Here is a 12,348-nt window from a genome sequence, read left to right on the forward strand (position 1 = left end):
GCATTATGTCGCAAATAGATTTGCAGCCGGGTTTTGACTTTCAACAAGCAGGTAAAGACGTCCTGGAAATTGAACGTGAAGGCCTCGCAGAGCTGGATCAGTACATCAACGCCGACTTCACGCAGGCGTGCGAAAAAATGTTCTATTGCGCCGGAAAAGTGGTGGTGATGGGAATGGGTAAATCCGGCCATATCGGTAGAAAAATGGCGGCCACATTTGCCAGCACCGGAACCCCCTCTTTCTTTGTGCATCCCGGCGAAGCGGCCCATGGTGATCTGGGAATGGTCAGCCCGCAAGATGTGGTCATTGCGCTGTCAAACTCAGGAGAGTCAAACGAGATCCTCGCCTTGATCCCGGTGCTGAAGCGATTAAAAGTTTCGCTGATTTGCATGACCAGCCGACCTGAAAGCAGCATGGCGCGCGCCGCAGATATTCATTTATGCGTGAAGGTTCCGAAAGAAGCCTGCCCATTGGGCCTGGCACCCACGTCCAGCACCACGGCGGCGCTGGTAATGGGTGATGCGCTGGCAGTCGCGTTGCTGAAAGCGCGCGGTTTTACCGCAGAAGATTTCGCCTTATCGCATCCCGGCGGGGCACTGGGCCGCAAACTGTTGCTGCGCGTCAATGACATCATGCATACCGGTGACGAAATCCCCCATGTCAGCAAAAACGCCAGCCTGCGCGATGCACTGCTTGAGATCACGCGTAAAAACCTGGGCATGACGGTTATCTGCGATGATTTGATGAAAATTGAAGGCATCTTTACCGACGGCGACTTACGCCGCGTGTTCGATATGGGCGGCGATGTCCGCAGCATGGGCATTGCTGACGTCATGACGCCCGGCGGTGTTCGGGTACGTCCCAACACGCTGGCAGTGGATGCGCTGAATCTGATGCAATCCCGGCACATTACCTCCGTGTTGGTGGCCGATGGCGACCAGTTGTTGGGTGTGTTACATATGCACGATTTACTGCGCGCTGGCGTAGTGTAAAGAAGGACATAAGAATGAGTAATGCTGGCGCGTCGCTTGCAACCTGTTATGGGCCGGTAAGCACGCAAGTTATGGCGAAAGCGGAAAAAATACGCCTGTTGATTCTGGATGTAGACGGCGTGTTATCCGATGGGCTCATCTATATGGGCAACAACGGAGAAGAGCTGAAAGCATTTAATGTGCGCGATGGTTACGGGATCCGCTGTGCGCTCACTTCCGACATTGAGGTTGCCATAATTACCGGGCGAAAAGCTAAACTAGTGGAAGATCGCTGCGAAACGCTAAAGATTAAGCACTTGTATCAAGGTCAGTCGGATAAACTGCTCGCTTACCGCGAGCTGCTGGCAAAACTGGCGCTCACCCCCGAGCAGGTTGCTTATGTGGGCGATGATCTGATCGACTGGCCAGTGATGGCGGAAATTGGCTTGAGCGTTGCCGTTGCCGATGCCCATCCGCTGCTGCTTTCGCGCGTGGATTACGTTACGCGCATTAATGGCGGCCGGGGCGCAGTTCGTGAAGTCTGTGATTTGTTGTTGCTGGCGCAGGGCAAGCTGGATGAGGCCAAAGGGCAATCGATATGAGTAAAACCAGACGTTGGGTCATCATTCTGCTGGCGCTGGCCGCACTGATCCTGATTGGGATCAACCTGACTGCTCAGGATGATGCGAATCCGGTCGCCACCAACAATGCCGACCCGACTTACAAAAGCCAACATACAGATACGGTGGTTTATAGCCCGGAAGGGGCGCTTAACTACCGGCTTATCGCGCAGAACGTGGAATACTTTTCTGCTGAAGGTGTGAGTTGGTTCGCGCAGCCCGTCCTGACAACATTCGACGAGAATAAGGTTCCAACCTGGTCGATAAAGTCAGACAAAGCGAAGCTGACCGATGACAAAATGCTTTATCTTTATGGACATGTTGAAGTTAATGCGCTGACGGCGGACGCCCAGCTGCGAAAAATCACCACGGATAACGCCCAGATTAACCTGGTAACGCAGGATGTTACCTCGAACGATCAGGTCACGTTGTACGGTACAACATTTAATTCCACCGGCCTGAAAATGCGCGGCAATTTACGCAGCAAAAACGCCGAGCTGATTGAAAAGGTTAGAAGCTCCTATGAAATTCAAAACAAACAAACGCAGCCTTAATCTTGTATTGGCCACCACGCTTTTGGCCGCCGCGCTTCCGGCGCTCGCCGTGACCGGGGATACCGATCAACCTATCCATATCGACTCCGATCAGCAGTCGCTGGATATGCAGGGGAATGTCGTGACTTTCACCGGCAACGTCGTGGTAACCCAGGGGACGATTAAAATTAATGCCGACAAAGTGGTCGTTACCCGTCCGGGTGGTCAGCAAGGTAAAGAGATCATTGACGGTTACGGCAACCCGGCGACGTTTTACCAAATGCAGGACAATGGCAAACCCGTGAAGGGCCACTCCTCGCAGATGCATTACGAACTGGAAAAAGATTTCGTTGTGCTGACCGGTAACGCCTATCTGGAACAGCTGGATAGCAATATCACCGGTGACAAAATCACCTATCTGGTGAAAGAGCAGAAAATGCAGGCGTTCAGCGACAAAGGTAAACGCGTGACCACCGTTCTGGTTCCGTCGCAGTTGCAGGATAAGAGCAATAAACAAACCCCGGCTCCGGCGCAAAAAAAGAGTAACTAATTCGTTATGGCAACATTAACTGCAAAGAATCTCGCCAAGGCTTATAAAGGCCGCCGCGTAGTTGAGGATGTCAGTCTGACCGTCAACTCTGGCGAAATCGTCGGGCTGCTTGGCCCTAACGGCGCAGGGAAAACCACCACCTTTTATATGGTGGTGGGCATTGTGTCGCGTGACGCGGGTAACATCATTATTGATGATGAAGATATCAGTCTGCTGCCGCTGCATGCGCGTGCGCGCCGCGGTATTGGTTACCTGCCGCAGGAAGCCTCGATTTTTCGCCGCCTGAGCGTCTACGACAACCTGATGGCCGTCCTGCAAATCCGCGATGACCTGACCTCAGAGCAACGCGAAGATCGCGCCAATGAGCTGATGGAAGAGTTCCACATTGAACATCTGCGCGACAACATGGGCCAATCGCTCTCCGGTGGCGAGCGTCGACGTGTGGAAATTGCCCGCGCGCTGGCGGCGAATCCGAAATTTATCCTGCTGGATGAACCCTTTGCCGGCGTTGACCCGATTTCCGTTATCGATATCAAACGTATCATTGAGCACCTGCGTGACAGCGGCCTGGGCGTGCTGATTACTGACCATAACGTTCGTGAAACGCTGGCAGTGTGTGAGCGTGCTTATATCGTCAGCCAGGGGCATCTAATTGCGCATGGAACACCGCAGCAAATCCTTGAAGACGAACACGTTAAGCGCGTGTATCTTGGGGAAGACTTCAGACTCTGATAGGGTAGGGTTTATTGACGTTTTTTGTCGGAGAGTGCTGCTCTGAATATGAAGCAAGGTTTGCAACTAAGGCTCAGCCAACAGCTAGCCATGACGCCACAACTGCAACAGGCCATCCGTCTGCTGCAGTTGTCCACGTTAGAACTTCAGCAGGAACTTCAGCAAGCGCTGGAGAGTAATCCATTGCTGGAACAAACTGATCTTCATGAGGAAGTCGATAGCCAGCAGGTTAAGGAAAATGACGGTCTGGATACCGTTGACGCTCTCGAACAAAAAGAGATGCCGGATGAGCTGCCGCTGGATGCCAGCTGGGATGAAATTTACACCGCAGGTACTCCTTCCGGCAGCAGCCACGATTACATCGATGACGAATTGCCTATCTATCAGGGCGAAACCACGCAGTCATTGCAAGATTACCTGATGTGGCAGGTAGGTCTGACGCCCTTCTCTGACACCGATCGTGCTATCGCAACGTCCATTGTCGATGCCGTTGACGAAACAGGCTATCTCACCGTTTCGCTGGAAGAAGTGCTGGAGAGCATGGGCAATGATGACGTGGGGCTTGATGAGGTCGAGGCGGTGCTTAAACGCATTCAGCGCTTCGATCCCGTTGGCGTTGCCGCGCGGGATCTGCGCGATTGCCTGCTGATCCAGCTCTCGCAATTCACCAAAGAGACACCGTGGTGCGAAGAAGCCCGGCTTATCATTAGCGATCATCTGGATCTGCTCGCCAACCATGATTTCCGCACACTGATGCGTGTGACGCGTCTGAAAGAAGAGGTGCTGAAAGAGGCAGTAAATCTGATCCAGTCTCTGGATCCGCGCCCGGGCCAGTCGATCCAGACCAGCGAACCGGAATATGTGATTCCGGATGTTCTGGTACGCAAACATAATGGTCGCTGGACGGTGGAACTGAACTCCGACAGCATTCCACGTCTGCACATCAACCAGCATTATGCCTCGATGGGCGGCGGCGCACGTAACGATGCCGACAACCAGTTCATCCGCAGTAATTTGCAGGAAGCGAAGTGGTTGATCAAAAGCCTGGAGAGCCGCAACGACACGCTGTTGCGCGTTAGTCGCTGTATTGTTGAGCAGCAGCAAGCCTTCTTTGAACAAGGCGAAGAATTTATGAAACCGATGGTGCTGGCCGATATCGCCCAGGCCGTCGAGATGCACGAGTCGACGATTTCTCGTGTAACGACCCAGAAGTACCTGCACAGTCCTCGCGGCATTTTCGAGCTGAAGTATTTCTTCTCCAGCCATGTCAATACCGAAGGTGGTGGCGAAGCCTCCTCTACCGCTATTCGCGCGCTGGTGAAGAAATTGATCGCCGCAGAAAACCCTGCAAAACCGCTGAGCGATAGTAAGCTGACGACCCTGCTTTCCGATCAAGGAATTATGGTGGCGCGGCGTACCGTTGCGAAGTATCGAGAATCTTTATCCATTCCGCCGTCGAATCAGCGTAAACAGCTGGTTTGACCCAACCGATAAGGAAGACACTATGCAGCTTAACATCACAGGACAAAACGTCGAGATCACTGATGCTCTGCGTGAATTTGTGACCAATAAATTCGCCAAGCTTGAACAGTATTTCGAAAGGATTAATCAGGTCTATATTGTGTTGAAAGTGGAGAAAGTGACTCACACCTCGGATGCGACGCTCCATGTCAATGGCGGCGAGTTGCATGCCAGTGCGGAAGGGCAGGATATGTACGCTGCTATTGACGGTTTGATTGATAAACTGGCGCGGCAGCTCACGAAGCATAAAGATAAACTGAAACAACACTAATTGTCCGAGCGTCCGTCTGGCGCGTTGCACCCTACCGTAACCCGGTAGGGTGGCTGGCTCTGGCGTCGCTCAGGTGAAATTATGATGAATAACGATTCCGCTCTTCAATTGAGCAATGTCCTTAACCAGGAATGTACCCGTAGCGGCGTTCACTGCCAGAGTAAAAAACGTGCTCTGGAAATCATCAGTGAACTGGCGGCAAAACAGTTAGGCTTACCGCCACAAGTCGTCTTTGAAGCGATTCTTACGCGCGAGAAAATGGGCAGCACCGGCATTGGAAACGGTATCGCCATTCCTCACGGTAAGCTTGAAGAAGACACGCTTCGCGCCGTTGGCGTTTTTGTGCAACTCGAAACGCCCATTGCCTTCGACGCTATCGATAATCAGCCTGTCGATCTGCTGTTTGCCCTGTTGGTGCCAGCGGATCAAACCAAAACGCATCTGCATACGCTCTCGCTGGTCGCAAAAAGGCTGGCGGACAAAACCATCTGTCGGCGCCTGCGCAGCGCGCAAAGTGATGAAGAGCTGTATCAAATCATCACGCAGACGGAAGGTGAAAGCGACGATGCGTAACGGGAAGGAAACCTTTTTATCAGTCGTACTGAGGAGAAATGGTTCATGGTCCTGATGATCGTCAGTGGTCGTTCGGGTTCAGGGAAATCCGTCGCTCTGCGCGCCCTGGAAGATATGGGTTTTTATTGCGTCGACAACCTGCCGGTTGTGCTGCTGCCGGAGCTGGCGCAGACGCTTGCCGAGCGCCAGACTTCCGCAGCCGTCAGTATCGATGTGCGAAATATGCCGGAGTCACCGGAAATTTTTGAACAGGCGATGAGCAATCTGCCGGACGCCTTTTCACCGCAGTTATTGTTTCTCGATGCCGATCGCAACACGCTGATCCGTCGTTACAGCGATACGCGCCGCCTGCATCCGCTTTCCAGCAAAAATCTGTCGCTTGAAAGCGCGATTGACGAAGAGAGTAACTTGCTGGAACCGCTGCGTTCACGCGCAGATCTGATTGTCGATACCTCGGAAATGTCGGTGCATGAGCTGGCAGAAATGCTGCGTACGCGCCTGTTAGGTAAGCGCGAACGTGAACTGACCATGGTTTTCGAATCCTTCGGTTTCAAGCACGGCATTCCTATCGATGCGGATTACGTCTTTGACGTTCGTTTCCTGCCGAACCCACACTGGGATCCTAAATTACGCCCGATGACCGGCCTCGATAAACCCGTCGCGGCGTTCCTCGACAGACATACGGAAGTGCATAATTTTATCTACCAGACGCGTAGTTATCTTGAGTTGTGGCTACCGATGCTGGAGACCAACAACCGTAGTTATCTGACCGTGGCCATCGGTTGTACCGGTGGTAAACACCGCTCCGTCTATGTCGCCGAACAACTGGCGGATTATTTCCGCTCGCGCGGTAAGAACGTTCAATCCCGTCACCGTACGCTGGAAAAACGCAAAACATGACCGTAAAACAAACCGTTGAGATCACCAATAAACTGGGAATGCATGCGCGCCCGGCCATGAAACTGTTTGAACTGGTACAGGGCTTTGATGCGGAAGTGCTGCTGCGCAATGATGAAGGCACCGAAGCCGAAGCCAGCAGCGTGATTGCGCTGCTGATGCTCGATTCTGCAAAAGGTCGGCAAATTGAAGTGGAGGCCAGCGGCCCGCAGGAAGAAGAAGCGCTGGCGGCAGTGATTGCACTGTTTAACGCCGGGTTTGATGAAGATTAATTCAGTACAGCTTGTTGCGCTCCAGGAAATCTTCCCCGCCTAGCTGCCGCATCTGGCGCAGGATCCATGCCTGACGGCTACGGACATAGCCAGATGGCGCGGCGGCCTGAAAACGGATCGGGTTTGGCAATACGGCGGCCAGTAGCGCCGCTTCTGACATACTTAAGCGGCTCGCCGGTTTATGGAAATAGCGCTGCGATGCTTCCTCGACGCCAAATACGCCGTCCCCGAACTCAGCGATATTAAGGTAAACGGTCAGGATCCGCCGCTTGGTCCACACCGCTTCCATCCCAAGCGTCAGCCCTGCTTCCAGCCCTTTGCGCACCCAGCTTTTTCCATCCCATAGCATCAGGTTTTTCACCGTCTGCTGCGAAATGGTCGATGCGCCGCGAATGCGGTTCTCATGACGCTCGTTATGCGAAAGCGCTTTCTCAATAGCACTAAAGTCCAGCCCCCAGTGATCGGGAAAACGCTGATCTTCAGCGGCCACCACCGCCAGCGCCATCCACGGCGAAATATCATCCATGGCAACCCAATCGGAGTGCGCGACATAGCCAAAGTCGCCGCTAAACCACGCGCCCAGCTGGCGTTCCACCATCACGGCGGAAAACGGTACCGGCAGGAAACTGAACAGCACAATGCCGCCACCCCAGAAGAGTGCCAGTACGCACAACACCCGCAGAGCAATGCGCTTTAAGGTGGCTTTCAGCGGGCCGCGAAACCACTTCCTCATTCGGCCAGTACCAGTACGCGCGCCACCAGCTTTTCGATACCGGAAGCGGCCTGCGCGATATCCTCCGCCAGCATATACGCCGGCGTCGTCACCACTTTGTGCTCTTCATCGACAACAATATCGTCGACCGGGCACGGCACATGCTCGGCACCCATCTCTTCCAGCACTTCGGCGGTATCAATATCCGTGCCGATTGTCAGGCGCAGGGGAAAATCGAAAATTTTCGGCAACATCGCCGGTGCGATGCACATAAAACCGAGCGGTTTACCTGCTTCGTGCATCTCCAGCGCCAGCGTTTTAAGGCTGCTGTCAACGGTGCATTCACTGCCGAGGCTGGCAAAATTGCTGAGGTTTTTCGCTGCGCCAAAACCACCCGGTACAATCAGCGCATCCAGATCGTTTGCAGATGCCTGCGATAACGGCTGGACATTGCCACGGGCAATACGGGCGGATTCAATCAGTACATTACGGGGCTCAGCCAGCGTCTCGCCCGTCAAATGGTTTACCACATCGCTTTGCCATTTATCGGGAGCGAAACAGACCGCCTGCGCACCATGACGGGCAATTGCTAGCAGCGTAATCACCGCTTCATGAATCTCCGAACCGTCATACACGCCTGCGCCGCTGAGAATCACGCCGATTTTTTTCATTTTGCTCATCCTTTATGCAACGTACTGACGATAATTAAAAATTTTGATAAGGGAGCCTTGCTTCACACATTTCACTGATTGATGTAACAAATCATTTAAGATTTGCTATCTTATGTGCGTGTGGTCGAATTTTTTCAGGCTACGCCCTTGCAAAAAATAACAACAACTCAATTACGGCGCAGCCACGATTTCCCTGGTGTTGGCGCAGTATTCGCGCACCCCGGTTAATCCGGGGTCATTTTTTTCCAGCGTCCGCCACCCAGGCTTTTAACACCGCCACATCGTTGCGCCACTCCTGCTTCATCTCTTCCACCCAGTCGCCAACATTGTCCCACCAGGCAGGAAGATCGGGAGACTGAATTTGCTGACCAAGCTGTTGCAGATGGCGCAGCCCGACAGAACCTGCGGCGCCTTTAATTTTATGGCCCTCTTCCACAATTCCTTTTTGGTCACGCGCGGTCAGGTTTGACTCGAGCACGCTCAAATACCCCGGCATCATTTTTTCAAATACATCCAGCCCATCAGTAATCAATTTCGGCCCGACCAGCTCGATATACTGCTCAAGCATGGCGGTATCAAGCAGCGTTTGTACTTTACTGTTGTCCATGGTTGTCACTGGCTCCTCCTCACTTTCACTCGCGTCCCAGAACTTTTTAATCATGGCAGTTAATGCCGGGACTGCCAGCGGTTTGCTTAATACATCATCCATGCCCGCATCGAGGTATTCCTGTTTATCTTTCAGCACGTTGGCGGTAAGCGCCACCAGCGGCGGTAAATCCTCACGCGCGTAACGGCGGGTCAACTCTCGCGAAATATCCAGCCCGGTCATATCCGGCAACTGAATATCCAGCAACACCAAATCGTATTCACCCGGCGTGAACATCTCCAGCGCAGCAGTGCCGGTCATGGCGACATCCACGCTGCTGCCCAGTTTTTCCAGCACCGAGCGCGCGACAATCACGTTCAGCTCGATATCTTCCACCAGCAGCACATGTAACGCCGGAAGCGGCATATCATCATCTTCAAACGCGTCTTCAACTTCTTCCGCCACCGCCGGAGCGTGAATGGTCAAGGTAAATATCGAACCCGCCCCAGGCTCACTGCTGACGGTAATGTCGCCACCCATGTTCTTTGCCAGGCGGCGCGAAACGGCCAGGCCAATGCCAGTTCCTGTCGCCGGTTTACCGCCGTGGCTATCTTTCACCTGGTAATACATGGCGAAAATTTTATCCTGCTCATCGCGGGGAATACCGATCCCGGAATCCTGCACTTCAAAGTGCAACATATCGCCTTCGTCATAACGCACACGCACCACGACCTGCCCTTCACGGGTAAATTTAACGGCGTTGCTGATAAGGTTCCACAGGATCTGGCGCAAACGCGTACCGTCCGTAATAACCTGATGTGGTAGCGGTAACGTTGGATCAAGAACAAAACGCAACCCTTTCTGGTGCGCCTGCAGGGCCGAGAGGTTTTCCAGATCGGCCAGGAAGCTGGTGAAATCAAGCGGTTGGTTATCCAGCTGGACTTTACGCCGCTCCATCTTATCCATGTCGATAATATCGTTGAAAATATTGCCGAGCGTTACGGCAGAGACATGGATCGTCTTCAGGTATTTTTCCTGCTCTTGCGTTAAATCGGTATCCAGCAGAATACGGCTTAACCCAACAATGCCATTCAGCGGCGTACGCAGCTCGTGGCTGATGGTGGAAATAAAGGTGGTCTTATCCCGGCTGGCGCGCTCCAGCGCGTCCTGGTAGCGTTTACGCTCAGTGATATCGCGACCAAAGCCCATCAGCCCGTGGCGTTTACCGACGCGATCGTAATACGGGACTTTGCGGATCTCGAAACAGGCTTTGCGGCCGTCCGGGTAATCCAGCCACTGTTCGTAGGTTAAAGAGACGTTGTGACGGAAAACTTTTTCATCGGTCTCAATCACTTTTTCCGCTGCTTCCGGTGAATAGACATCCTGCGGCTTGAGGTGAATAAGCTGCTTCTCGCTCTTACCGGTCAGCAACTCCATCGCCCGGTTACAGCCGGAGAACTCTTTATCTTCGTTGCGATAGAACACCAGATCCGGCGAAGCGTCGAGGAAGGAACGCAGAAAAGAGGATTGCTGTTCGAGCTGGATTTGCGTCTGCTCACGCTCTTGCATCTCTATTTTGAGTTTTTCAAAGGTTTCCTGGCGCTCGGCTTCCGCTTTCTCACGGTCGCTGATCTCCTGGTTAAGCTTGGCAATATTGTCTTTCAACTGCACATTGAGCTTCAGGTCGCGATCGCGCATCTCTTCCAGTTTCTCTACCAGCCGCGACAAACGTTGGCGCGACTCTTCGAGCTGCTCCACCACTACCGACAGGAAATAAACCGCCCATGGTGTGATCAGCAAGCCAAAAAAGATGGAGCGGATAACATCAATGCTTTCCACTTTCCCCTGCAACACCATGGTAACGGCCATCTGCACCACGATTGCCAGCACCACTAGCGCCAAAGCAAGCAGCATGGAAAAACGCACCAGACCCAGCTTCATCATCAGGTCGACGTAATATTGCGCCAGTAAACGGATTTGCTTCATAGAGATTTCCTCAAACAATTCCGCTCAATAATACTCAATTCTGAGCAAGGCGTTGAAGCTTGTGCGAAAAATGCAGAGGTGATTAGCGTTTCGCGATGCGATCAAACGGGTAATTGCCAGCAACGCCCCAGCGCAGAACCTTGCCCGCCCTGCTCTTTCAGATAGCGATCCAGCTCGACCATTCCCGTCCAGCGGTTTTCACACCACAGCGGGGCAAGCAGCGTCGGGCGGCGTGCGCTGGCGGAGACACGGTGAAAAATCACCTCCGGCGGCGTATGGCGAATCATTTCGCCGGCAATCACGGTGTACTCTTCCAGCCCGATTCCATTCAGGCGCCCCGCTTCCCAGGCCTTCGCCATAGTGCTGCCTTTCACGATATGTAAAGGATGTAGCTTGATGCCGTCGACACCGGTCTCTACAACGCGCTGTATCGTCTCTAAGCACTCCACATGGCGTTCTCCGGGTAATCCGACGATAAGATGAGCGCAGACTTTCAGGCCGCGCTCACGGGCTTGCTGCGTCGTGTGTTGATAACAGGCGAAGTCGTGCCCGCGATTGATACGATGCAGTGTTTTATCATGCGCGGTCTGCAAACCCAGCTCCAGCCACACTTCATAACCCTGCTCACGGTATTCGCACAGCAAATCCAGCACAGCTTCCGGTACGCAATCCGGGCGTGTTCCCACACACAAGCCAACAATATTCGCCTGACTGACTGCTTGCTGGTACATCGCGCGCAGCACCTGCACTTCTGCCCAGGTGCTGGTGTACGCCTGGAAATAGGCAAGATAGCGCCGGGCGCGGTTCACCAACTGTGCCTGGTGAGCAAGTTGTGCGGCAATGGATTGATGCTGCTGCGCTTCGTCAGCAAAAGAGGCGACATTACAGAAAGTGCAACCGCCGCGACCAATGGTGCCATCACGGTTAGGGCAGCTAAATCCGCCATGCAATGTCAGTTTATGGACTTTTTCGCCATAGCGGCGGGCAAGATCCCCACCAAACATATTGACTAATTTCTGTAACTGCATAATCTGAAAGGCCGCCCAAATAAAAGGGCGTAGCCTGCCACTTTTAGCTTTCGTCGGCGATGACCTGGATCAATCGCCCTGGAAGGCTTTTATTCATTGCATAATCAGTCAATATAATCGCAATTTCATGCACCCTAAAGACGATTACTTTTCCTTATGTCGCTGCGTTATTTTGCAGAAATACTATCGCGCGTGAAAAACAGTGCGTTCATGCAACTCTGACGCACATAGTAGAATAAAAATCTGCCATTAAATCCCCACTCAGAATAGAACATCAGAAACAGCGCTTTTAGATAGTGAGTCAGATCACACTCTGCTGCCGCTTAGTAACGCGTTCACTGAATGTAAAAATCCTTAAATAATTTTAATTATCAATAATATAAACACTGTTTAGCACATTTTTGTATAAATAAGCTCGGCATTTG

At 52.8% G+C, this 12,348-nt stretch carries 14 protein-coding genes; 10 read left to right on the forward strand and 4 right to left on the reverse strand.

Annotated features, from left to right (window positions below; translation table 11 throughout):
• The first annotated feature begins 5 nt into the window (after positions 1-5).
• From kdsD to npr, 10 genes are all read left to right on the forward strand, one after another.
• Complete coding sequence (gene kdsD / locus M8Q36_RS03230) at positions 6-992, forward strand: arabinose-5-phosphate isomerase KdsD (protein ID WP_017457326.1); 987 nt, start codon at positions 6-8, stop codon at positions 990-992.
• A gap of 14 nt (positions 993-1,006) precedes the next feature.
• Positions 1,007-1,573: a 3-deoxy-manno-octulosonate-8-phosphatase KdsC gene (gene kdsC, locus M8Q36_RS03235; RefSeq protein ID WP_017457325.1), complete on the forward strand. Its 567-nt coding sequence runs from the start codon at positions 1,007-1,009 to the stop codon at positions 1,571-1,573.
• Positions 1,570-2,145, forward strand: a complete 576-nt coding sequence (lptC, locus tag M8Q36_RS03240) for an LPS export ABC transporter periplasmic protein LptC (protein WP_249880013.1) — start codon at positions 1,570-1,572, stop codon at positions 2,143-2,145. Before kdsC ends, lptC begins: the two co-directional genes overlap by 4 nt.
• On the forward strand, positions 2,114-2,674 hold the full coding sequence (lptA, locus tag M8Q36_RS03245) for a lipopolysaccharide ABC transporter substrate-binding protein LptA (RefSeq protein ID WP_017457323.1): 561 nt from the start codon (positions 2,114-2,116) through the stop codon (positions 2,672-2,674). The genes lptC and lptA overlap by 32 nt, the downstream gene beginning before the upstream one ends.
• 6 nt (positions 2,675-2,680) lie before the next feature.
• Positions 2,681-3,406 carry an LPS export ABC transporter ATP-binding protein gene (lptB, locus tag M8Q36_RS03250; protein ID WP_017457322.1) on the forward strand — a complete coding sequence of 242 codons (726 nt, stop codon included), beginning with the start codon at positions 2,681-2,683 and terminating at the stop codon, positions 3,404-3,406.
• Between the two features lie 48 nt (positions 3,407-3,454).
• A complete protein-coding gene (gene rpoN, locus M8Q36_RS03255; protein WP_249880014.1) occupies positions 3,455-4,888 on the forward strand; it encodes an RNA polymerase factor sigma-54 in 1,434 nt (477 codons plus the stop codon).
• 22 nt (positions 4,889-4,910) lie between these two features.
• Positions 4,911-5,198: a ribosome hibernation promoting factor gene (hpf, locus tag M8Q36_RS03260; RefSeq protein ID WP_020455445.1), complete on the forward strand. Its 288-nt coding sequence runs from the start codon at positions 4,911-4,913 to the stop codon at positions 5,196-5,198.
• A gap of 81 nt (positions 5,199-5,279) precedes the next feature.
• Complete coding sequence (ptsN, locus tag M8Q36_RS03265) at positions 5,280-5,771, forward strand: PTS IIA-like nitrogen regulatory protein PtsN (protein ID WP_017457319.1); 492 nt, start codon at positions 5,280-5,282, stop codon at positions 5,769-5,771.
• Positions 5,772-5,816: 45 nt separating this feature from the next.
• Positions 5,817-6,671, forward strand: coding sequence for an RNase adapter RapZ (gene rapZ, locus M8Q36_RS03270; RefSeq protein WP_017457318.1), 855 nt, complete (start codon positions 5,817-5,819; stop codon positions 6,669-6,671).
• A complete protein-coding gene (npr, locus tag M8Q36_RS03275) occupies positions 6,668-6,940 on the forward strand; it encodes a PTS phosphocarrier protein NPr (RefSeq protein ID WP_007369893.1) in 273 nt (90 codons plus the stop codon). The genes rapZ and npr overlap by 4 nt, the downstream gene beginning before the upstream one ends.
• A gap of 1 nt (position 6,941) precedes the next feature.
• Here the strand turns inward: npr and mtgA are convergent, their stop codons facing one another.
• The 4 genes from mtgA to mnmL all read right to left on the reverse strand — a co-directional run bounded on the left by mtgA (position 6,942) and on the right by mnmL (position 11,923).
• The gene (gene mtgA / locus M8Q36_RS03280) at positions 6,942-7,673 is read right to left on the reverse strand and encodes a monofunctional biosynthetic peptidoglycan transglycosylase (RefSeq protein WP_249880015.1); all 732 of its coding nucleotides are present in this window, start codon (positions 7,671-7,673) and stop codon (positions 6,942-6,944) included.
• Entirely contained in the window at positions 7,670-8,323 is a 654-nt protein-coding gene (gene elbB, locus M8Q36_RS03285) for an isoprenoid biosynthesis glyoxalase ElbB (RefSeq protein ID WP_249880016.1), read from the reverse strand. The genes mtgA and elbB overlap by 4 nt, the downstream gene beginning before the upstream one ends.
• Positions 8,324-8,558: 235 nt before the next feature.
• On the reverse strand, positions 8,559-10,895 hold the full coding sequence (gene arcB / locus M8Q36_RS03290; RefSeq protein WP_249880017.1) for an aerobic respiration two-component sensor histidine kinase ArcB: 2,337 nt from the start codon (positions 10,893-10,895) through the stop codon (positions 8,559-8,561).
• 101 nt (positions 10,896-10,996) lie between these two features.
• The gene (gene mnmL, locus M8Q36_RS03295) at positions 10,997-11,923 is read right to left on the reverse strand and encodes a tRNA modification radical SAM protein MnmL/YtqA (RefSeq protein WP_249880018.1); all 927 of its coding nucleotides are present in this window, start codon (positions 11,921-11,923) and stop codon (positions 10,997-10,999) included.
• Between the last annotated feature and the right edge of the window lie 425 nt (positions 11,924-12,348).

Source organism: Kosakonia sp. R1.Fl, from assembly GCF_023516815.1.
In the GTDB taxonomy this organism is placed as follows: domain Bacteria; phylum Pseudomonadota; class Gammaproteobacteria; order Enterobacterales; family Enterobacteriaceae; genus Kosakonia.

Bases quoted from the DNA above. Each gene is read 5' to 3' on its own strand.
- kdsD (WP_017457326.1), top strand. From the start codon at position 6: ATGTCGCAAATAGATTTGCAGCCGGGTTTTGACTTTCAACAAGCAGGT.
- mnmL (WP_249880018.1), bottom strand. From the start codon at position 11,923: ATGCAGTTACAGAAATTAGTCAATATGTTTGGTGGGGATCTTGCCCGC.
- kdsC (WP_017457325.1), top strand. From the start codon at position 1,007: ATGAGTAATGCTGGCGCGTCGCTTGCAACCTGTTATGGGCCGGTAAGC.
- mtgA (WP_249880015.1), bottom strand. From the start codon at position 7,673: ATGAGGAAGTGGTTTCGCGGCCCGCTGAAAGCCACCTTAAAGCGCATT.
- lptA (WP_017457323.1), top strand. From the start codon at position 2,114: ATGAAATTCAAAACAAACAAACGCAGCCTTAATCTTGTATTGGCCACC.
- ptsN (WP_017457319.1), top strand. From the start codon at position 5,280: ATGATGAATAACGATTCCGCTCTTCAATTGAGCAATGTCCTTAACCAG.
- hpf (WP_020455445.1), top strand. From the start codon at position 4,911: ATGCAGCTTAACATCACAGGACAAAACGTCGAGATCACTGATGCTCTG.
- rpoN (WP_249880014.1), top strand. From the start codon at position 3,455: ATGAAGCAAGGTTTGCAACTAAGGCTCAGCCAACAGCTAGCCATGACG.
- lptB (WP_017457322.1), top strand. From the start codon at position 2,681: ATGGCAACATTAACTGCAAAGAATCTCGCCAAGGCTTATAAAGGCCGC.
- elbB (WP_249880016.1), bottom strand. From the start codon at position 8,323: ATGAAAAAAATCGGCGTGATTCTCAGCGGCGCAGGCGTGTATGACGGT.
- arcB (WP_249880017.1), bottom strand. From the start codon at position 10,895: ATGAAGCAAATCCGTTTACTGGCGCAATATTACGTCGACCTGATGATG.
- rapZ (WP_017457318.1), top strand. From the start codon at position 5,817: ATGGTCCTGATGATCGTCAGTGGTCGTTCGGGTTCAGGGAAATCCGTC.
- npr (WP_007369893.1), top strand. From the start codon at position 6,668: ATGACCGTAAAACAAACCGTTGAGATCACCAATAAACTGGGAATGCAT.
- lptC (WP_249880013.1), top strand. From the start codon at position 1,570: ATGAGTAAAACCAGACGTTGGGTCATCATTCTGCTGGCGCTGGCCGCA.